This is a genomic window from Vibrio sp. 99K-1, from assembly GCF_013114585.1.
Classification (GTDB): domain Bacteria; phylum Pseudomonadota; class Gammaproteobacteria; order Enterobacterales; family Vibrionaceae; genus Vibrio; species Vibrio chagasii_B.
The window spans coordinates 1-21,184 of sequence record NZ_VTXF01000030.1 but is presented as its reverse complement, the minus strand read 5'-3'; the positions used below and the strand labels follow the sequence as shown (position 1 = coordinate 21,184).

General features: G+C 41.2%; 17 protein-coding genes and 4 pseudogenes. 14 read left to right on the top strand and 7 right to left on the bottom strand.

Annotated elements, in window-relative coordinates; genetic code table 11:
- Positions 1–886 precede the first annotated feature (886 nt).
- The 3 genes and pseudogenes from F0228_RS20675 to F0228_RS20665 all read left to right on the top strand — a co-directional run bounded on the left by F0228_RS20675 (position 887) and on the right by F0228_RS20665 (position 3,388).
- Positions 887–1,912 carry a DNA mismatch repair protein gene (locus tag F0228_RS20675; RefSeq protein WP_105058895.1) on the top strand — a complete coding sequence of 342 codons (1,026 nt, stop codon included), beginning with the start codon at positions 887–889 and terminating at the stop codon, positions 1,910–1,912.
- Entirely contained in the window at positions 1,909–2,823 is a 915-nt protein-coding gene (locus F0228_RS20670; RefSeq protein ID WP_171388188.1) for an AAA family ATPase, read from the top strand. The genes F0228_RS20675 and F0228_RS20670 overlap by 4 nt, the downstream gene beginning before the upstream one ends.
- Positions 2,824–2,958: 135 nt before the next feature.
- A pseudogene (locus tag F0228_RS20665) lies at positions 2,959–3,388 on the top strand (recombinase family protein).
- Between the two features lie 3 nt (positions 3,389–3,391).
- Here the strand turns inward: F0228_RS20665 and F0228_RS20660 are convergent.
- Together F0228_RS20660 and F0228_RS20655 are read right to left on the bottom strand one after the other, a co-directional pair.
- Positions 3,392–3,694 carry a type II toxin-antitoxin system RelE/ParE family toxin gene (locus F0228_RS20660; protein ID WP_171388187.1) on the bottom strand — a complete coding sequence of 101 codons (303 nt, stop codon included), beginning with the start codon at positions 3,692–3,694 and terminating at the stop codon, positions 3,392–3,394.
- A complete protein-coding gene (locus F0228_RS20655) occupies positions 3,694–3,954 on the bottom strand; it encodes a type II toxin-antitoxin system Phd/YefM family antitoxin (protein WP_171388186.1) in 261 nt (86 codons plus the stop codon). Before F0228_RS20655 ends, F0228_RS20660 begins: the two co-directional genes overlap by 1 nt.
- 127 nt (positions 3,955–4,081) lie before the next feature.
- Here F0228_RS20655 and F0228_RS20650 point away from each other — a divergent pair.
- Positions 4,082–4,589 (top strand): annotated as a pseudogene (locus F0228_RS20650) (recombinase family protein).
- 195 nt (positions 4,590–4,784) lie between these two features.
- On the top strand, positions 4,785–5,780 hold the full coding sequence (locus F0228_RS20645; RefSeq protein ID WP_171750934.1) for a hypothetical protein: 996 nt from the start codon (positions 4,785–4,787) through the stop codon (positions 5,778–5,780).
- 630 nt (positions 5,781–6,410) lie between these two features.
- Here the strand turns inward: F0228_RS20645 and F0228_RS25865 are convergent.
- The 3 genes and pseudogenes from F0228_RS25865 to istA all read right to left on the bottom strand — a co-directional run bounded on the left by F0228_RS25865 (position 6,411) and on the right by istA (position 9,017).
- Positions 6,411–6,752, bottom strand: coding sequence for an ATP-binding cassette domain-containing protein (locus F0228_RS25865; RefSeq protein WP_246859875.1), 342 nt, complete (start codon positions 6,750–6,752; stop codon positions 6,411–6,413).
- 25 nt (positions 6,753–6,777) lie between these two features.
- Entirely contained in the window at positions 6,778–7,527 is a 750-nt protein-coding gene (gene istB / locus F0228_RS20635; RefSeq protein WP_102522752.1) for an IS21-like element helper ATPase IstB, read from the bottom strand.
- Positions 7,527–9,017: pseudogene (istA, locus tag F0228_RS20630) on the bottom strand (IS21 family transposase). Before istA ends, istB begins: the two are co-directional and overlap by 1 nt.
- A gap of 1,391 nt (positions 9,018–10,408) precedes the next feature.
- On the opposite strand from istA, the gene F0228_RS20620 reads away from it, so the two are divergent.
- The 3 genes from F0228_RS20620 to F0228_RS25855 are packed head-to-tail and all read left to right on the top strand — an operon-like array spanning position 10,409 to position 12,430.
- Positions 10,409–10,909, top strand: coding sequence for a hypothetical protein (locus F0228_RS20620; protein ID WP_171750936.1), 501 nt, complete (start codon positions 10,409–10,411; stop codon positions 10,907–10,909).
- Complete coding sequence (locus F0228_RS25860) at positions 10,878–11,906, top strand: TcdA/TcdB catalytic glycosyltransferase domain-containing protein (RefSeq protein ID WP_253820316.1); 1,029 nt, start codon at positions 10,878–10,880, stop codon at positions 11,904–11,906. Before F0228_RS20620 ends, F0228_RS25860 begins: the two co-directional genes overlap by 32 nt.
- Complete coding sequence (locus F0228_RS25855; protein WP_253820315.1) at positions 11,882–12,430, top strand: hypothetical protein; 549 nt, start codon at positions 11,882–11,884, stop codon at positions 12,428–12,430. The genes F0228_RS25860 and F0228_RS25855 overlap by 25 nt, the downstream gene beginning before the upstream one ends.
- 153 nt (positions 12,431–12,583) lie before the next feature.
- Here F0228_RS25855 and F0228_RS25850 read toward each other — a convergent pair whose 3' ends face one another.
- Complete coding sequence (locus F0228_RS25850) at positions 12,584–12,907, bottom strand: HlyD family efflux transporter periplasmic adaptor subunit (protein WP_345775987.1); 324 nt, start codon at positions 12,905–12,907, stop codon at positions 12,584–12,586.
- A 1,180-nt stretch (positions 12,908–14,087) separates the two neighbouring features.
- Here F0228_RS25850 and F0228_RS20605 point away from each other — a divergent pair.
- The 4 genes from F0228_RS20605 to F0228_RS20590 all read left to right on the top strand — a co-directional run bounded on the left by F0228_RS20605 (position 14,088) and on the right by F0228_RS20590 (position 17,034).
- Entirely contained in the window at positions 14,088–14,336 is a 249-nt protein-coding gene (locus tag F0228_RS20605; protein WP_171750937.1) for a hypothetical protein, read from the top strand.
- A gap of 19 nt (positions 14,337–14,355) precedes the next feature.
- Positions 14,356–15,183, top strand: a complete 828-nt coding sequence (locus tag F0228_RS20600) for a CPBP family intramembrane glutamic endopeptidase (protein WP_171750938.1) — start codon at positions 14,356–14,358, stop codon at positions 15,181–15,183.
- Positions 15,184–15,556: 373 nt separating this feature from the next.
- Positions 15,557–16,342 carry a hypothetical protein gene (locus tag F0228_RS20595; protein ID WP_171750939.1) on the top strand — a complete coding sequence of 262 codons (786 nt, stop codon included), beginning with the start codon at positions 15,557–15,559 and terminating at the stop codon, positions 16,340–16,342.
- A gap of 299 nt (positions 16,343–16,641) precedes the next feature.
- Positions 16,642–17,034: a Rid family detoxifying hydrolase gene (locus tag F0228_RS20590; RefSeq protein ID WP_171750940.1), complete on the top strand. Its 393-nt coding sequence runs from the start codon at positions 16,642–16,644 to the stop codon at positions 17,032–17,034.
- 67 nt (positions 17,035–17,101) lie between these two features.
- Here F0228_RS20590 and F0228_RS20585 read toward each other — a convergent pair.
- Positions 17,102–18,261 (bottom strand): IS3 family transposase gene (locus tag F0228_RS20585; RefSeq protein ID WP_171750941.1). Its coding sequence is split into 2 segments (ribosomal slippage): positions 17,102–18,003 and positions 18,003–18,261, totalling 1,161 coding nucleotides; the frame shifts between segments, so codons are not numbered across the junction.
- A gap of 834 nt (positions 18,262–19,095) precedes the next feature.
- Between F0228_RS20585 and F0228_RS20580 the strand changes: the two genes are divergently transcribed.
- Positions 19,096–19,593, top strand: coding sequence for a hypothetical protein (locus F0228_RS20580; RefSeq protein ID WP_171750942.1), 498 nt, complete (start codon positions 19,096–19,098; stop codon positions 19,591–19,593).
- 1,148 nt (positions 19,594–20,741) lie between these two features.
- Positions 20,742–21,184 (top strand): annotated as a pseudogene (locus tag F0228_RS20575) (hypothetical protein); the annotation flags it as partial.

The window sequence follows — 21,184 nt, the reverse complement described above, 5'->3', positions numbered from 1 at the left end:
CTTTATTGTCTTGGGACCATTTTGCAATGTATTTCATCTCCCTACCTAAATTGTACACTCCAGTAATTGTCTGACAGCAAACTGGTTTCTTTACGATCACAATTTAATGGAAAGCATCTTGGATCATTAACAATCAATGATCCACATAACGTGTTTCCATCTAGACACTGTGACACTGTTACTTACTATTTTTACCAAGCTAAAAACTTAGTTCCCCCCATTTATTTTATATCACTGGTGAATACCTACAACGATCAGAGTAGTAATCCCCTAAGATGCAAATACATAACAAAAAATTAATGGATCAAATAAGATTGTTAGAGTGTTAACACTTACTTAATGAGCAACGTCAAAGCTCCCTAGAGATTTGACGTTGCTCGTTAAGTCACCGGCTGAACCTAAGTGAAGTTGGTATTGTTATAAAACTAGATCCTAAAGGTTCTAGTTTCTTAGTACCCGCCTAAAAATATGAACATTTGCCGAAATCATATAGATATTCACCGAAGTAATATCAATATTTACCGAAGAAATATTGATATTAAACGATCAAAAATATAAACATTTACCGAATTAAAGAATTTCACTGTTAACATTAACCGATCTAGAAGATAGGGAAGATCATAATTTAAATTTAATTTATGGTTATTAGGCAAAGTTGTCTAAAAAACGATCAAAACATAGGCTTGATTATTAATCCAATAGTTAGTTTGATCCTTAACACTCAAGTAAACATTTACCGAAGTAAGTGGTTATTTACCGATATTTATACATAATTTATGTGATGTACTATAGATATTTACCGAAATCATATAGACATCTACCGAAGTTGGTGAGGTAAGTAAGGTTATCTGTTAGAATAATACTATCGCGTTATTAGGTAATGATCATGACTTCAACATCTAGCTCTAGTTTGACGGTTATTAATGAAGAAGACCGTAAAAATCGGTTTATCTCATCCATTTTATTTTCGAGAGCTACCATCTTTCATCCAGCTTCACGCTTAACATCCACAATGCAATCCAAACTCATTGAGATTGCACAAAGCGGGGGGACTGATCCTAACTATCCATTAGAAAGCGTGAATATTAACAGTTATGGAAAAAACTTCAGAGTTGATCTGCATGTTGATTACCTACTTCAACCACATCGAGATATCTTAGAAACCATGCTGGCCTATGCCCAAACTATTCAATTGGACGACAATTCTTATGATGCTGGCTCACGTTTAACCTGGTCTCAGGTATACCAAACCATAACGGACGGTGATATCTCTGATACTCAACAAGATGGTTTCGATTCATTTATTGATCGAGATGCGACTGTTCTGTCAATGGGTATGTATGAGTTAGCAACCCGAATGGGTATGGCGACCACTCGCGCGAACTATGATCAAATAGAGCGTCGTATTACTCAGTTAGCAACGGCTCACTTGGTGATAAATGAACTTGATGAAGAGCAGAATGTAGTCAGCAAAAAGCCGTTAGAGTTTGTTCAAGATTACCGATTTTATTGTGATCGAAGTAAATTCAAAACAGGTCGTAAGAACAGTAAGAACCTCACTAACCACGTGTTCTTAGTGCCAGATATGCGTTTACTGCAAGCAATACGCGACCATGGTTACTACTATCGATTAGAACAACACAAAATGACCAACTACAGTAAACCGTCGGTTCGTTCATTCTTAAAATACATTACTACGCATAAAGCTGAATTCTTACACAACAAGAAGTTTGAGTGGGCACTCGATAGCTACATTCAATCTATTGCTTCAAAAGTCAGCCATAGCTTCCGTAGTGATCTCAGAAAAGATTTGTTGGCTAATGCCGTACAAATCGAAAAAGACTTTAGCCTTCAATTTCGCGATGTAGGTAATGGTATACAGATATTTTATATAGGGGAGGGTGGATCATGAACACTCAATCTCTTGATAGCTTGATGTCTTCATCTGCAAGTCAAAACCTAAGCTTCAGCCTGAAAGGTTTACTTAAAGGACATGTAGGCATGTTGATTGCTGCGCCTAATGTCGGTAAGTCTCATCTAGCATTGTGTATTGCAATGGAACACGCTTCTTCAATGTCTTTACTCGGGATGAGCGCGGCCGGAAAACCCGCAAAAACTTTGGTATTGAGTTCTGAAGACGGAGTTGGCGTGATTCAATCTCGCATGAAAGAAAAGCTGACTAATTGCACTGCCACTATTAAGTCAGAGCTAAAAAATAATCTCCACTTTCTAACCGATATTGAACCGATAGTGATCCCGCCAGATAGCTCTGCACAAGAACAGGCAGAACATAAGCAGTATTTAGCACAACTCAAGCAAACCTTCTCGGAATTCGACTTAGTGATAGTGGATACGGTGACGGAATCAATAGGCCGTTGTGAAGAGGTAAAACACGATCGCTTAATCAAAAATGTTTTTCAGAGCCTTGCCAGTGAATCAGGTGCCAGTTTGTTGCTTGTCCATCATGTAAATAAAGATGAGATCCGCGGTAACCAAGAAATTACCATGGCATCAGGCGCAGGTTTAACATCGGTAATGCGACTAACAAAGTGCTTGTTTACGTTAAAGAGAAACAAAGAATCTTTGTCGATTAAATATCTTAAGAGCAATTATTTACCTGAAAATGAAAATCAAGAGTTTGCGGTTGAAGTGAGACAAAGCCTCACTATTAATCCACAGGTATTCAGTTTAAAATCTAAGGCGTCTAAGCCTGCTCGCTCAGCGCAAAGCATTAAGCAAAACCCAAAAAAAATCACACTGCCCGGAACTATTCCAGAGCAAAAAGAAATTGAAGAGCGAAAAAACCTTAGAGACGTCTTGTAAGTAACCTATCACACTTTGAACAGCACCGACATCCGGTGCTGTTTTCTTATCTGACACTGTTCGCACTTTCTGTTACTCGTTCAATTTTTTCGCTCAGCTTGTTCAGTTTGGAACGCTTTTACTTAAGGAGAAAGCATGGCGAACTACGCGTATTTAAGAGTCTCCTCAAACAGCCTAGATGTGGCAACAGGAAAGAAAAAATGGCGGTAACGTAAGTTAGTCGAGGGTATGACGAACGGAGATTACATCGTGTTTATTGAAGTCATTCGAATTGCTCGTTCGATGTTACAAGTGCTTGAGGTACTTGAAGTGCGTATGGAAAAGAAGATCAATGTTTATATAGCTAAACATAACTTACCACTGGATGGTTTAATGCAATCTTGCATAACCGCTACGGTGCTAGGACTTACGGCAGAAATAGAGCGTGAGTTTATCTCGATGAGAGCGAAGGAAGTACTTAAAGATGGGCTTGGGGATTAGTCCCACAGAAAAATTGTTCGATGAAGAGCCGAGTACGCTGCGTGACTATATTAAGCAACGCAAGTTAACCCTTAAATTAGCTTGAGGGTTAAGAGATTTGTGAAAAGTGCTTAGCTGGAGATATGTGTTTACTCAGAACGGCTGCAATAACTATGTGCTCTTGTTTCTGGATGTAATAAATTACATGGTGCTTTAAAGGAAACCGGAAGTAGTTTTGGCCCAGTTCAAAAACTTCTATGCTGAGCAACTTGTTGTTCGCCAGTAATTCCATAGATTGCTTTAGTTCTGAAAAGTAAGTAGTCCATTGTATTTGCCCCCTTCGCTCTAATGTATAGCGACGAATCTCAATGAGATCAGATTGCGCTGCAGAAGAAAGCTTATAGTGCATCATTAATCAAATTTACCTTGGTCAAATGCATTCATGAAGTCGTTACCGTCAACTAGGTTATCTGATAGAGCGTCGGCTTCTGCTTGTTCGAAGCGTGATTTAACAACCATCAATTTCAGAGCTTCAAGTTGCTCATATTCTTCACAAGACATCATCACCGCAACTGGTGAGCCGTTCTTATTGATTTGTATGGGTTCACGTTGAACTTTCATCAACAAATCGCCAAATTTGGTTTTAGCTGTATTAGCTGTAAGTGATTGCATAACATTCTCCTTTTCGTTCATTATAAACGAATCGAACGATTTAACCAATTTGTATGATTCTGCGATTGGAGGTAATATGAAACAATGTACATAAAGGTATCTTAATGTTCACTTTAAGGTTCGTTTTATGAAAATCAGTTATGCCTGTGTTAGTACTCAAGACCAAACGTTCAACTTGAACAGCTTAAAGCCATAGGCTGTGAAAAATTTACCAAGAACAGGCGAGTGGTAAATCCTCCTATAGAGAACAGCTTAGTCTGTTGTTGGACTTTGTGAGGGAAGGGACGTCATTCACGTTACTAAAGTCGACCGTATTGCTCGTAATACTATCGATGCATTGCAAATTGCATCAGCTAGCGCAAAAGAACGCAGGTTTGGTTTTTCATTGATCTAGGAGACTTGGACATCAACAGTGATGTGGGCCAGGTTATCTATACCACCATTTCGGTGTTCGCAGAGATGGAAAGAAAACGCATCTTACAGCGCTGTAACGAGGGTAGGGAGCGAGCTCGCACACCTCGGACGATTTCCTAATAAGCAGGTTTCAACAACGCATTCAAGAGCTTGCAGAGCAAGGGATGAATAAGCATACGCTCAGTAAAGAGTTAGGGTGCAGTCGCACAACTTTTTATTAAGGTACTAGATTGAAGGATTGGGTAGTGAAATAACAAACGAGCATAAATTTATAAACTATCGATTAATTATTATTAATAATATTATTTGAAAATTAAATAAGTTTAATCTTACGGATTCACGTATTTCTGATTCCGAACGTTAATTTAATGTTCGGAAGAAGTGAGCGTAATTTTTCTGAAAAGGAGATTAAATAAATGTACGGACAATACATGCTCATTGTTTTAATAGGGATTGTGCTAGCAGGCTGTAGCGACAAGGAAGATGCTATATCGGGCGATACTGTGTTTAGTGTGTCCAAAGAAGATGTATCAACCTCACCCTCAGAGCCGAAGCCAACTCCAATAGAACCCAATGCCTTAGGTAATTTAGTCGAAATAAAAATACTTCCCCCCGAAGGGCAATTATCTGTTCCCGCAAATAGTAAGATGAAATTGCGGATAATTGGTTTCTATGAAAATGGGGAAGAAGACCTTACTGAACAAGCCGAGCTGAGAATACTAGATAATGTATCAAACATTACATTCACAGAGGATAACCAGGTACAAGCCGGTGTTTGGGATCCATCAGGTGCTTCTTATAATAACACAAGGATAGAAGCCGAGTTTGAAGACATAAAAGCTGAGTTAATCGTCAATGTTATGGAAGGTGTATGTGATAAAGCGCTGACGTTAGCCCAAGTAGAGTCCTTGGATGGGACTTGTGTGATGTCTCATACATATGACGGCAAAGAGTACCTATTTGTTCCACGAAAAAAATTTATGGACAGGTTAGGGTACACCGCTTCTAATATCGAAGAAAACGAAGGGCGAACTTATGCGATAATTCATAATGATAGTTACCCTTATGCACTGTTTAGAAGAGATGGTAAAGGAATAACTTTGGAAAATTACGAGAACGAAAATAATCCATACGGCCAAGCTGAAAGGTATTGTAATGACCTCGTCAAAATGAGTTTTAATAATAAAGATGGTTGGAAAATGTCAACCTTTGAAGAGCTGGAAGAGCTTATAGTCCACCATAAAAACAATAACTTATTAATTTCTGGAGGCTTACCTCTGGACTACTTTAGCATCTGGAATTCGGACAAACCTCCTTCAGGCATGTTATATGGCTTTCTAAATAATGTAAACGGGGAGAAGGTCCCCCACTATTTATCTAGTAGACATGCGATTTTGTGTAGGTCTGAATAGATAGAACCGCACACGGCACGTGCGTGCTGTAAGGCAGCCAGACAAGCTGCCTTTGTATCCTCGATAACCAAATTCACCACCACACCCGTGAGGAACTGCCCGGAGAGGGCCTTTACCTCCTATTACTTTTTCAACCTTATCTAATAATAAAACTGTCAAATATCTATAAATAATGGAATTAAAGGAACTAAGATTATTGTATTTTTCAGCTCTGATTTGATAGGCGAATAGCCCTGTTTAATTTGGTACGGCCAATGCTGCGCCCCGTCCTTTGGTTTAATAAGCTTTGTGGCTACTGTTGTTCTATCTGCTTAAGTTGCATTATCACGTGTAATTTATTGGCGCAGCGGTGGTCGTGTCGTGGTGTTATTGTCAAAATTTACACCTATTGGGGCTTCTCTAAATGAATGGTTCGCGTAGCTGAAACTATGGTTTCTGCTCGGTGTGCAATGATGATGCGAGTGATATTTAGTTGTTGCACGTGTTGGTTAATATTAGCATCAAGGTGGCTCGTAGATTCATCTAAGCAGAGAACTTTGGGCTGATTATAAAGCGCTCAAGCGAGGAAAAGACGTTGTAATTGCCCGCCGGAAAAGCTACTTCCCATTTTTCTAACTAAAGAATAAAAGCCTAAGGTAGTCGTTGAATCTCGGCTAAAATGTTAGCGTGGCGGCAACTCTCTTTTAATCTTTCCTCATCATATGCATATGGGCTATCAAACATGGTGATATTTTCACTCAGTGTTCCTGAAAGTAGAGGATCATTTTGCATTACACTTCCTAGGTGTGAACGAGAGGTTGTTTTATCTAGCTTTTGGATATCGATACCATCTAGGTAAATGGTTCCAGTCGTCGGGGAGAGTAACCCAAGAAGGAGTTTAAGTAAGGTTGTCTTGCCGCATCCATATTCGCCTGTGATTGCGATACTTTCTCCGGGCTCTATTTCAAAACTGAGTTGGTTATGTAGCGTCAATTAGCCTGGCCGGTTGAAGTCCTGTTTAAGTTAGGTTTCGTTGTGCTTCCTTTCTCCTATAACTTTCACCTTTGCATTGTAAGATCTTCGCATGATGGATCAGCCTATCTATTGCCGCTACTGTCATCACTGTATTGTCGAACAGTTCATCCCACTCCTCGAATGATTGATTTGATGTGATGATTAAGCTGTATCGTTCATAGCGATGCGCTATCAACTCGAACAACACACTCGTCTCCTCACTCGTTTTTTGTACATAACCTATGTCATCTAAGATAAGCACATTGTACTTATCGAGCTTCATCAAGGCATCTGACAGTCTCAACTCCTCTTTGGCGAGTTGAAGCTGCTGTACGAGCAAGTTGGCACTCATGAACTTCACACGGTGGCCATGCTCTATCAGCTTAAAGCCCAGTCCGGCAGCTAAATGTGTTTTACCTAACCCACTCGCTCCGAACAGTAAAATATTATCACCTGTTTTTACCCACTCTCGGTGGTTAGCCAAGTGCCAAACTTGGGCTTTATTTATGCCACTCACCGCTGCGAAGTCGTAACCATCAAGATATTTCCCTGCTGGAAGGTTAGATTCTTTTAAGTGCCGCTGTAGCCGTTTTTCCTCACGACTATCTAGCTCTAGGCGACATAACTCTGCAAGATAGCGCTCTGCTGACCAGCTTTGCTCACGCGCTTTTTCTGCCATGGGCTCCCATTGGGAGACAAGGCGACTAAGTCGTAAAGATTTGAGGAGGAGAGGAAGAACATGCTGCTCTGACATTATTTCACCCCTTCCAAGATTTGCTGATAGCTCGATAAGGTGTGCTGCTCTACTTTAGGGCTATCCGTCCAGATTTCATCTTGTAAGAACCTATCTTCGCAGTCGAACAAAGTGGGTAGGCGACCCACACGGATACCGTCTAGCACGAACCGCCCAACCGCCTCCTCCCTTTCTGACTTATTGGCCACATTCAACAGCTTCACCATATAGAAGCTTGCCTCGTCCATTGTGAGTTGAGCGTCGACGTACTGCCATATTTGACGATAATCGTCGCTAGGTAACATTTCGTCTCGCCATTGACAGCCTCTGAAGGCTCTCGGCTTTTTCATTAAAGACCCAATGATGTGCCTATAGTCAATTTGATGACCTCGACGGCATGAGCGCGTATGAACACTGTCTAGGGTTAAGGTATGTTCATCATGACAATAGACTTCTAGCGTTTTGTCGTAGAGGTGGACACGAACCGTCCCCCCCAATAAGGCGGGACGGGACTGAGTAAGTGACCCTCTTGAGTTGGACGGTACTTGTTGTCGACACCTTCAGTACATGAACGGTGTAATTGACGCAGTCGTATTTAGGAAGCGGTTGTAATTGTCGCTGCTCGTCAAATAGAAGCGGCTTTGTGCGACGATTACGTCGCTCAACGAGTTGCTCAAAGAACAACTCGTACTCCTTTTTTGTTTCGAAGTCATGGGAGCCTCGGATGGCCAATGCCTGGCGAATTTGGTTCTTCAGGTGGTTATTCGAGCTTTCTATCGCGCCATTTTCATGAGCTATACCGGTATTATTTCTCGTTGGTTGGAAGCCATAATGTGTCGCGAGTTGTTGAAAGCTCTCCGTGAATTCACGTTCAGAGGTGTTATTTTTATACGCGGCGCTTAAGCTGTCCGTTCTCACTTCAAGGGCACCCCTTCTGAGCACTCAAAAGCCCCTTTTAGCCCTGTAGCAACCGCTGTAAAGCTTTCCCCACCGTAAACCACTTGTGCATGACTCCAGCTACTGGCGGGCAAACGATAATTAAACAGTCTATGTTCAAGTTTTTCACCTTGGATCGTCACGATGAAGTCAGCCCATGTAAAGTCCATGATCCCTTGTTTACCAAACTCCTTTTCTTGACGGAAGATGACCTCTTTATCTTCTCCGTGTAGTAGGCGCCACTGACGGATTCGACGTTCTAGTGTGCGTCGATGGTTCGGTAAAAAACTCTCGCCATGCTCCTCACAGAGATGATCAAAAACACCAACGGGGGTAATTGACGCTGAGCGTTCAAGAAGTGGAAGAACAACCGAGTTCCAAACCGGTTCGAGGGGGTCAGTTCTTGTACGATAAACTCTAGCCTTAATTGAGCCTAATTGTCGCTGTCCTGATTCAATACGACGAGCAGAACGCTCAGAGAAGCCAGCTTTAGCGGCGGAGGTGGTTTGTGCTTTATCTTTTCGATTAGCCATGTATAGCCTTATTTGTTGATCTGTAATTCGTTTCCCTGGCACAAAGCTTTCCGGTAGAGAGTTTGTCCAGAATGTAGCAGATCAACCGGCCAATCTAATTGTCGCTCAATAGTTGGTTTAGCACCCAAGGTGCTTGGTCAAAATAACGAAAGCTTACGTTATCAACTACCCACTGCATGTAATAAGGAGCTATTAATGCGGCGGATTGAATGACCACTGATAACATTAATAGTGTAACTAGGGTGCGTTTTAACCCATGAATCTTCTCCCACAGTTGGCTAATTCGCATGGTCTCGCGTTTGTCTTGTTTTTTAAAGTTACTACTGGGGGGGTAGTTCGAGTGCGATCCCGGTAAAGCAGCGAGCAAATTCAATTGTAGATAACTGGCGCTTACCCTGAGCGGGGTCATTGATATCAACCTTTCCATTACACACTTTCGTTAGCACTACAAAATGGTTTAAGTCCCAATGAATAATGCATGGCAAAGTAAGCTGATCTAACTCTTCTATTTCACATTGTACCGCTCGTGCTATGAGTCTTATTCGACTAGCTAATTCCATGACCTGTTTTAAATTCATGCCCTGTGCACCAATCCTTACCATGCGTCTAAGTGATGCGACATTATCCGGAAATCATCGCGACGCACGCTAACGTGCATTCTGATACTTCGGATTGCATCACCAAAGGTACGTGTTTTAGATGTGTGTAATGTAATCGATGAAGAAGGTTATGGGGAGTTCCTGACATACTCTGTTTTCTTTGGTTGTGAGTGGTCCTGGGGGCCTGTGCATGCTTTTTATAGTTTGAGCAACGAGTTGCTGTGCTCTTTTTTGATTAATTAAATGCCACTCAACCTTATGAGCGTTTACGACTAATGACATGTTATTAAAGGAGAAATTACGATTGATTATCTATGAGGGAGTCGGGGGGGGGGGCGTGGTTTTTTATGCCCTTGGTTGATAAGCCAATAAGAAGTGAGGGTTATCAATAAATTAACTCATAAATTAATTGTGGTACTGATGGAATTTAAGCCTTGATAAAGCTAGGGCTAAATAACTGTAGGCCGTTTACGATAAGCGCCAAGTTCTATTGCTGCGTTGTGTAAAAGCGTTATTCAGGGAGAAACATTGGTTACGTTAAGGATGAGTAATGAAGAAAGTTATGTGCCAACAAGTAGCGTCACTATCAGAGGATATGCTTGATAAAGTTGTGGGCGGGAAGGGATACGACGGTTGTACCTCTAACCTAAAAAGTTGCATAAAGCAGCGACGAAAAAAGGAAATTCATCAAAGGGTCGTGATTGGAGCGGGGGCTGGAACAGCCGCTCTTCCTAAGTCTTGATTTTTTAATGATGGATGATGGTTTGTGAGGTAGGCCGCTTACTTACTTCACTTTTTCCTCATGAAGATGTTTCCTATTTCACGGATCACATTATGAAAACGTATTTGTTATCACTGTTTGTAGCTCAATTCCAGTTGCCCATGGTTGACAGGCCTTCTCTTGTCTCTATGTCAGATAATGCCATCGTACCTATTACTCGGCAGGCGTTGGTAGGTTGGTGGCAGTGTTGGTTTACTTTCCCGTTGATTGGTGACCGCATTCTCAACGAACATTTGAGGTTGGATAAAGATGGCAGTTTTTCATCGCAAGGGACGTTTGAATACTTTTTGAGTAATCATGACAAGCCAGCTATCTTCTCTTTTTCAGCTCAAGGAAACTGGGACTTTTATCAGCATCAACTTCGCCTTGAGTATGCCCCTTTTGATATCGAACCAATGGGCGAGTTGAGCGAAAAATATCTAAACGACATCAAAAAAATCTACCTATCTCCATCCTATAAAGGGACGCGTCGCACTGTGTTTGATGTAGAGTTGTTACGCAAAAATTCCATGACAATTGGTAATGAATATGACAGCTGGCAGTGCGTTAGATAACAATCTCCAACTTGTTTTTGAGCTTATCAATAGTTCTGAGTCCACGCTGTTTGATAAGAAAAAAGCATGTGGCTTCGTAGAGAAGTTACTGGCGCTTCAAGGGCAGATAAATCACGAATCTGTGTCTATTTTTATTCGGTTATTGGACGAATTGCTTTTAGCTGACAAGGAGCAATATCTTGCTCGAGATGTGTTACAGCGTATTAGTTGGCTCGAACCAAAGGACCTTGTGATGTTAGATAAGGTATTTTTTGTTTGGATTGGTTGTTTGAGTGAGCGCCAGCTTGAATATTTTGATGTGTGGGAAGAAGTTTGCCAAGACGATACATTCATCTATTACGATAGCCGCTGTTTACTTGCTAGTGAGATTAAGGATGTTCTCTGTCGAATACACAACTGCAGTCATGAAGATGTGGCCTTTATAAAGCACCAAAGTGACTGGTTTGAGGCGTTTGTAGAAAGTAAGGAGAGACACCTCGATGAATGGTTAATTGATCATACTAGAGTCTATGATGCCGACATCGCAACTGAGCTTGAACATAGGCTTTACCGTGTTAGGCATCGTTACTACCGGCTAACGAAACTAGTTACCTTGATAGATATTGCGTCTATTGACTCATTATTTGTATTTAGCGGCTTTGATTTAGAACCTTACTACCTGTACGAAGTACTTCTGAGAAATAATTTAGCTGCAGCAAGTGATATCGTTCGGTTGTTGGTTCTTTATCATCAAGGGGGGATGTACGTTGATTTCGACACACTTCCAAGTTTTGAGCACTGTTTTCCTAAAACAAATCGGCGCTTTCCTGAATGGGTGAGTAATAACATGGTCGATGTACTTAAAGCCGAGCTCGTCATGAATGTGTTTCGAACTCAGCAATTGACTCGTTTTGCACGGTGCCAAGGTGATCATCAGCTAGTAGAGAATATCGTAGCGACGTTTTTGATGATGATAAAGAGCAAATCAAAAGTTTGCATGAAGATGTTGCTGCGATAACTGAAGATAAACTTTTTCACCCTTTTATCTTGCCTCCCGTTCACAAAGAGGGTTTGGCATTAACGAAAGCCAAAAATAGTGTGGGTGAATTCAACAACAATGTGCTGATAGCGCCTAAGGGATCCAAGTTAATAAGAATTGTCTTAACGATGATGAGCAGTCGTTACCGTTATATGGAAGATAACGGTATTATATTTGATGATATTTTCAACTCTCGCGACTGTGACGTTAACAATAGAGTGATGGAGAGCGAGGAGTATTGGCTTCGTTTTTCGGACTATCGGTATGACCATTTACGGTCAAGTGATAATGTAACGCTCTTCTTGTCTGGGCCTTCATTGGTATTAGAGGTACTTATATCGCTTGCTTATGAAGTTTTTGACATTGAAGGCTGCAGTCCGAACGCCGTCGCGTTCGCAATGAGCCACCCAGACTTGAAGATGGCATTTGAGCATCAAACTCAATTTACAGTAGAGCATATGCGCTCAACTTGGCTTCGAAACCAAAACCTATTTTCTGATTAGTTCGATTTTAGTCATTGTCTAACATTTAAGCTGACTTTTTAGTACGGTTCGCTCATTAAAGCTTACCTTGGATCGCGTATGTTGGGTCAAGTAACCATTCTAGGAGCGTGCGCGTTTCTAAAATAATATCAGCTTCAGCTAACATGCCTGTTTTCAATGGAAATTCTTCACCATAGGCGTTCTAAATTGCTCTGGTAAAGAGGCTGTTACTCGATACATGGCTTGTTCTGTCTGAATGAGGAGGGCTTTGTCACTTGGCAAGATCAAAGCTTTGTCAATGCTCGTGATAGCACCAGTCATTAAACCGAATTTCTGATACGGAAAAGCATCAAAGCGGATATTGACGGTATCACCTTGTTGAACAAAACCAGCAGAGCGTGTGGGTAGGAGTAATTCTAACTCAAGGGGCGAGTTGGTGGGGATGATACTTAAAATCGGTGTACTTGGGGATACTTGGCTCCCTACTTTAGCCTGAATCGCTGTAACAGTGCCTTGCTTGGACGCTTCTGTGTAAATTCATATTCGCCGTTTAGTTCTACTTTTTGGGCCTGTAATAAAGAGATATATTATTGTATCTCAAGTAGTTTTAAGTTGTGTTGTTCAGGCAGTAACTGTTGTTGGGTTTGTATTTGTGCTATCTCGACTTGAAGCGAACTCACCTCTTTATCTATTGTTTGATTCGCTTCTTGGTATTCTAATAATGCTTCTGAGCTTCTATTAAGGCTGTTGCTGAAAGGTATCCATCTTGAGATAAGGTTTGTCGTTTTTCATAGAGTTGGGTTTGTAGGTCAAGGCGTATGGTGTTGGTTTGTTTAGTTTTGTTAATTGCGCTTAAACTTTGATTCAGACGCTCTAACTGGTGCTAAAAAGTGAGAGTTTGCTTGTTAAACAGGGTGTCAGAAATAGTTCGCTTTTTTCCCAACATTTTCAACTGTGTGTCTATTTATTGGATGAGAGCCGTGGTTCGCTCTTTTCCGCTGCTTAAGCCTTGGCTATTTTGAATCCGTGCAATCGGCTGACCCTCTGTGATTTCTAGTCCTTCCTCTACCCAGAGCTGATTGAGTACCCCTGAACGAGCAAAATATAAAGTGATGACGCCTTTTTGTGGAGCTAGGTCTCCCTTCACAGTCTCTTTACGTGCGAACTCAAATTGCGAGAGATAGAACAAGATGAGAACAAAGAGAGCGAAAAGTGCCGCACTGATACCATACAAGGACAGTGGCTGAATTAAAACGACGCGACCTGTTAGCGTTTGTTTTTTGCTTCAATAACTTGTCGACGAAATAACATAATAATTCCTTTTTCTTTTTTATTCCTTGGATTGTTTAGGTCAAATTTATGGATGGTTAGGAGGATCTCTCTATGCTAGAAGGAGTGGAGAAAAAACTCAGCTTATTAAACAGTAATTACGAGTGATTTTTGGGGGTTGAACTCTCTTGATGCAAAGGAAAACCACTCGAATAATCATGAACTAAGAAACTCAATGCCTCATCATTAATTAACCATAATTAAATACTTTCTCCCGAATAAGCACGTTAATTTTTTAACCTCCAAGCAGGGAGGTTTAGGTCGGAATGCAACAGATTTTAAACTGACAGGTCAGTTGTCCGTCCGCTCTCTCTTGGAATCGTGGATTTAATTGAGGGAGAGTTTAACAATGAAAGTATTAGCTACTGTTCATGAGATTGAGCAAGTTGTTGGAGGGAGTCCTAGTCGTGGAATTGGAAGCTGGATCCGTGATTCGCTTGATAGAGCACACGCACCAGTTGCAAGAGCTCGTTATAGTGAGTATCGCCAGCGAAGAGAGCGCTCGGGAGCTCGTGCTGCACAGGCTCGTTCTCGTTCGCGCAACGATATGAACGACCGCCATGACAAAGGTGGCAGTAATCGTATTGGGGGCCGTTAGGTTTTCGGAGTAATTTACGATGCGGTTAATGATATCTGCTGTGGTGGTAGTCTATATAGGTTATTTTTTTCCAAGTTATATTCTGCTTGATTACTACCTGATCATTACCCGAGAGTGGATACTTAATCCGAGTTTGGATCGAGTGCTCTACTCAGCTATCGCCTACTACTTGTTACCCGTTAGCGCTTTTTTCGCGCTGTTTGTTAGTGCTCGACGAGATAAGCATTGGAAGCAGTACTCAACCTCCTGGCCTAGAAACACATGTACATGGGGTGAAGGCGTATTGGTATTGCTTGGTTTGATCTCATTGAATTCTGTATCAAATTATATTCAATATGTTGTTTTTGATTGGTTTTCTCCAGGCTCTTGGCAGGCCCAAGCCTACAATTTCACTCCTTTGTTTTCAGCCTATGATGGTGTGATTGATTGGTCGAGTGTGTTACGCAGCGCTATGGACGGTGTGTTTATTTCTCCCGTGATAGAAGAGCTTATTTTTCGTTATTTGTTGTTTGTTATTTTCAGATCCGTTTTGGGGGTTACCGGCGCCGCATTACTCTCAAGCTTAATATTCGCTTCAATACACCAGTGGGAACTGTACGCCTTTATGTCAGGGGTATTTTTATGTTGGGCCTTTGAGCGATATCGCCGCCTAGAAGTGGTTATTGCCATTCATGCTGGTCATAACCTATTTATTTTACTTTATGACCTTGTTTATTACTCGATCACACAGCTTCACTTTAATCCTTGGGAGGTGGTTGATATTAATATTGTTGCACTACAATCGGGTTATCTGGTGCTGTTTTTGCTCTTTATTGATTATCAGCGAAGAGAGTTCAGGAAGGAGTAATGCTAGCAAGAGGACTGTTTCTTTCACTTATTTACTTAAATATCGCCATACTGTTTTTAAGCGTACTTTGGTTGTTAGTCCCATCTATCAAACAGTATTCGTTAAGCGATTACTACGCCTACATTGCCATTGTAATCTTAGTTCTGAGCGCTCTAGTCTCTCAAGGTGGCCGAAATAGTACTGAAGTGACTGACAATAAAAATAATTACCGTGCTGTTGTGTTCTTGTTAACGTTGGGCTTGATATTAATGATTAAAAGCTTCGTGTTAACTTTGATTTAGGGGAACGAACATAATCCATCATTGTCACCATCAAAATAGTGGTTTCGTACAAGTTTTGGTTGCTTAAGGTTGGTTTGTAAGAAGAAAAGTTTATGATAAAAAACAAAAGTATTCTCGTATGTGGTTGTGTGTTAATCGTGTTTGCTATCATGATCAGCCAGCGCAATCTTAGCCCTGAGTTAATATTTCCTAAATGTGAGATTAACAAGCCAGTTCAATCAAAGGTCACTTTTTATATTGATGAGTCCGTTGTGTATAAAAATGAAATTGTCGGAAAACTGCATGAAGCCGTGGCAATGTCTAACACAATATTGGCTAACTCTTGTGTACCTATTATTCGCTCTTTTAAAGAGAGCCGATTTATATCTATGCCAAAGAGTGTTTCATCTGTTTCCTCTCTACATTCTGCCTTACAAGAAGAAGTAGGTGCTTCCGAAATTGACCATCTTAGAAGTAACCCAATAGAGCAGTATGTGGTCGTTCTTGGTGAGAATCACCCTGTCGTCCTTGAACAAGAGATTCACGGCATGACAATGATGAATATGAATGATAGCTTTATTGTCTTATTTGAAAGATTTCCTGTTACCGTTTTAGAACACGAATTTGGGCACTTAGCTTGGGCTATGCATGAGCAGCCAGATACTGAAAGTGGTAAGTTTTGGATTAATGAGCAAGTTTTCCCTGGTAATAGAAACAAGGTAAAGCCTTACGCGGGTGCTTATCGTTGCTCGAATTACGGCACTGTCATGAGCTATGCTACACAAGTAGTTCCTGCGTACTCTAGCCCCCTGATTAGTAATAACGGAGAGTTATGTGGTCACGAAGTTAAGGGCGATAATGCTAGGGTTATGCAGGAATACGCTGAAAGTTTAAGATAACTCCTTCTAAAGTTTTCTCTTCACTTGAAGCACCCTACGGGCTACCTGCTTTATTTCGCGAACCTCCTCGCTCGTTCCTCACTCTTCGGTGGTTCAACCAAGCCATATTATCTTCAATCACAAACAACGTGCTTTAGCTTGTGCCCTAGTTGTCCTTTGGTTGGGTTTTAACGCTTCGTTGGCGTCAGTTCTGATTCAATAAGGTTAAAAACTGATGAAATTATGATTAAATAATAAGTGTTTTTTCAGTTAATCCTCTAATTTTGTTGGGCATCTAAAACTAATAGGATTGAGAAAATATGCGCAAAATCATTGATACTCAAGCGGCCCCAAAAGCGATTGGCCCATACTCCCAAGGGATCATCACCAGTGGGTTAATTTTCACTTCTGGTCAATTACCACTGAGTCCCCAGACTGGGTTTTTGGTTAAAAATAGTCTTGAGAAGCAAACGGTGCAGTGTCTAGAGAATATGAGAGCGATTTTGCTCCAGGCAGACGCTGACATGTCAGACGTAGTGAAAACAACTGTTTATATTACCGATATGATGAGCTTTTCAGTTGTAAATGAAATTTATAATGATTTTTTCATTAAGCACGGCGCCAATTATTTTCCTGCGAGAACCTGTATTGAAGTATCGAAACTTCCTCTCAACGCCATGATTGAGATAGAAGCCGTTGCTGTTGCACCTTAGTCATTAACCATTTTTAATTTTTTAGCTCCAGCTTAGGCGCTGGGGTTATCTATTTAGGATGTAGTGGTCAACAAATTCCGGACACTGACTTAAGCCGATTTTCGGCATTTACTGGCGACAGCCCATCATTTGTTTGATGAGGCCGTTGCCGATTATAGTAACTCATCAGGTAATGGCTGATGTCTTTCTTAGCTTGAGCTTGTGTCAGGTAACCTGTTGCTGGTATCCACTCGGTTTTCAAGCTTCTAAATAGCCGCTCCATGGGAGCGTTGTCCCAACAATTACCACGACGACTCATGCTTTGAGTTATACGATATCGCCAAAGTCTTTGGCGATATTTACGGCTGCTATATTGGCAGCCTTGATCTGAATGGAACATCACGTTCTTCGGACATCCTCGTGATTCCCAGGCCATCTCCAAAGCTTTAGATACTAATTCGGTATCGGGCTTATCGGATAAAGACCACCCCACAACGCGTCGGCTAAATAGGTCAAGCACTACCGCTAAATAGGCCCACTTCGAACCTGACCAAATATAAGTAATATCGCCACACCAAACACGATTCGGAGTACTTACAGAAAATTCACGCTTCAGTAGATTTGGAATATCTAGCCTTTCTACTTTTGCATGTCTATATCGATGCGAACCTGGCTGTTTACTCATTAAATCAGCTTCACGCATTATCTGGCGAACCTTGAACCGTCCGGCTTTTATGCCTTTTTCGCTCAGCATTGAGACAAGAGTACGACTGCCAGCAGAGCCTCGACTCGTGTTGAAGAGTTCTTTAATTTGGCTAGCTAGACGAATGCGATTGGCATCCGGCTTGCGTTGCTTAAACTCGTAGTAACAAGACGAAGCTACGTTGAACAGCTCGCAAAGCATCTTGACCGATTCATGCTCCCTCAACTTGTCTATTAACGAGAACGTTCGAGTTCGTCCGACATTAAGAGAGCGGTGGCCTTTTTTAATATGGATTTTTCTCGTTCTAACCGGTTAATCCGGGCTTCTAACTCTTGGATTTTCTTTTGCTCAGGCGTGAGGGCTTTAGTCGTTGGAGTCATGCCACCTCGCTCAACTTTGAGTTGGTCGACCCATCGCCGTAAAGCTGTTTCACCTACGCCCATAGAGTTAGCTGCTTCAGGTATGGAGTACCCTTGATCAAGAACCAAACTTGCAGCATCTATTTTGAAATCAGTAGAAAATGTACGTCGTTGTCGTTTTGTCATTGAACACCTCATTTATAGTGGAGACTTGACCACCTAATTTGGTGTCCGGGATCATTAGACCACTACAGGATTACCCTAGTGCGAACTTTGTCTCCGTATGTTTAATATAATTTATATAACACTCAATATACGCTCTCTTATTTATAAGATTTTTTTTCGTGAAATCCCGCGAAATGAGTAGAGTTACATTTTTCGAGAGTTAGGGTGTCAAATGACTTAGGAAGAGGTCGAGAAATTGTTTTTTAAAACGGTTATAACCGTCATGGGTTGGGAGGGAGATAAACCAGTAGCGTCCGAGTGCAAAAGGATTATATGAATGGCTAAAGGTCGGGAATCCATCATCTACTTGAGAACGCAAGAGCGATAGCTAATATAAAAATGGGACTAAAAAAGAATGGTTCTTTTAGAGTGACCTCTAAGAGAGTAGTTCTGTTGTTGATACTTTTGCGCTAGGGCGTTCTCGCTCCGCTTGGTTCATTCCGTCGATTCTCTCCTCTATCGATAAATTGAGTCACTTTATCGAGCCAGCTCGAGATGCTTTACTTTCCTGAGAACAATTACTCAACGCGCTTCTCTCTACGTTTGATGCGCCTCGTCGTCTCTCCTTGTTGCACTCCCTGTCTTTGAATAAGTTCGAGTAAGGGCTTGTTTTCTTATGCGCTAATTTCCTTTCACTCGATTCATTTACGGGCACGCAGGGTGTTAACCGTTTCTCACCACAACCTGTTTTTCAAGTGAGGCTTCGCCGCTGCGCGCCCTTGCAAAGCAGAACGATGTTGAGAGAGCGGACATCCAAGCGGCTCCGAAAAGTGATACTCAAAAAAGGAAAATCTCATGGCGCAACAAAACTCAACCCCAACTCTCTCTAATTCAAATTCAGCAACCAGCGTTTCGCCGCTGGGACACGAAAGCTCATTAAAAAATGATGCCTCTAGTCCTTTGGCAGTATTAAAGTTGCGCTATCTAGTCAAAAAGTGTCGTGATGAGGAAAAAATAAAGTCTGATTTGGTCTCAAAAATTCATCGTTTAAAAATGTTCAGCCGTCGTCAGTCTCCAGAGCAACAGGCCGATATAAATGCGCTCAAAGAGCAAGGGTTGGTTGACTATATCAAGCAGAATTTTCCGCAATTGGTGTTTCGTCGTTTTGCTTTGCACGAGGTGCGTAACTTCTTTGTTGAATTGAACAGGGCAGACTTTGGTGAATGGTTTCTCCATGAGCGAGTGGATCACATAATCCTTTACACCACCTACGGGTCAGTGTTTCCAGCCTTACGATTCGTGAAAATTTTTAAGTGTTCGGGGTTTTGTTTCGATATACGTTTTGGTGCTTAGGAGATCATATTAAAATACGTTCTACGGTTTCCGCTGACATATCCAGGCACGTGATTTCGGTGAATTTAACCGAGGTAAGGGGGTAAGTATTTGTGTGTGATAACACTACCATCATTAAACAGATCAGAGGCGAGGTCTACGAGAAGAAAGCTGAAAGGATGATAGAAAAAATGTCCGAGCATCGCACGTCGGCTAAGGCTTTTCTCTCTTGCCTGTATGACAATTAAGGTGTTTGTATCAAACAGTCATCAGTCAAGGTCATCAAGATGTCTGAATTTTGTTTCGATATTCCGGTCGTTCTCGGCATTCAAGCGGGTCGTGTTTTGATACGAGCTACGTCTTTTTCGGTCCAGCCATATGATCGAGTGTGCACGTTGATGTCCTTTGCGACAAGCAGTGTTTCCTGAGCGTGAGTTGCTCTACTTTAGATAAATTGCAAGTTCCAATATAGACATACAAACACTTAGAAAATAATAATTAAGTAATTCTAATAGAGCAGGTTGAAATCAAGTTTGATCCCGCTCTGGTAAAATTAATGGGGGCAGATCCTAGCTAGACATTGACCTTCGGAGCTTGTCACTTTGGGCAAAAAGTAAAAATAGAGTAAAGCAAATGATGGCAAGTCCTGAAGATATTCCCAGCATAAATAAGCTTTCTTCATATATCAGAGGTAAGGCTATTGATAAAAAAGCGAGCATGACAACAAATAATTCACACCCTGCCCCGAAAATAGGACGCTGATGACGAAATACAGCCCATTGATAAACCATTGTTGATAACCTCCTTACAGCCGAGCTTAGTTAATATCTTGAGTTAAAATACGTTAAGGTCAATTTTGTTTCCGCTTTAGACTCGGGAATCGACTTAGGTAACTTTTAATCTACCTCCCTATTATTTTTTAATATAACAATATCCTCTTACATGAAGAGCGATTGGAATATTATTTATGTGTAATTAAGTTATTGATAGGAATCTCATCGGAAGTTTGGCGCTTATCAATTAAATTAATACCAACCCACAACCTAAGTTGACTATCAATAGCTTAATACAGTCAACCAAATTAATCTTATAAATTAAGTTAAATTAATCCCATTCTCCCTATTATTACCCGATTGTTATAAACCCTAATAAATTAGTATATAATAAACATGATTAAACTATATTTATCTATATTATTTCTTCTTTCCTCATTATTGACAGGTTGTAATTCAGAATCATCGGAAGAAGTTGTAAAAACAAAGTTAACCTTAGAAAGGATCGATATTAGCGTATCCTCAACAATAACTTATGGAACAAGTCGGTTAATCTTGGCCAAAGGTAACAAACAAGCATTCATCGCCACAGGTTATTACTCAGATGGCTCCTCAAAGGTACTCGCAGATTTAAGCTTAAGCGCTTGGCGTACAAGTAACGAGGAGATTGGTTTTTTTTCTAAACCGGGCGTATTTTCAACGGGGAATACAACTGGGGAGGTCGCTGTTTATCTAACTAAAGATGGCGTCACCAGTAACACAGTGAGCGTGGAGGTCAGCGCTGCGGTCATCACCGCGATTTCGGTCACACCGCCTTCGGTTTCTGTGGCAAAAGGTCA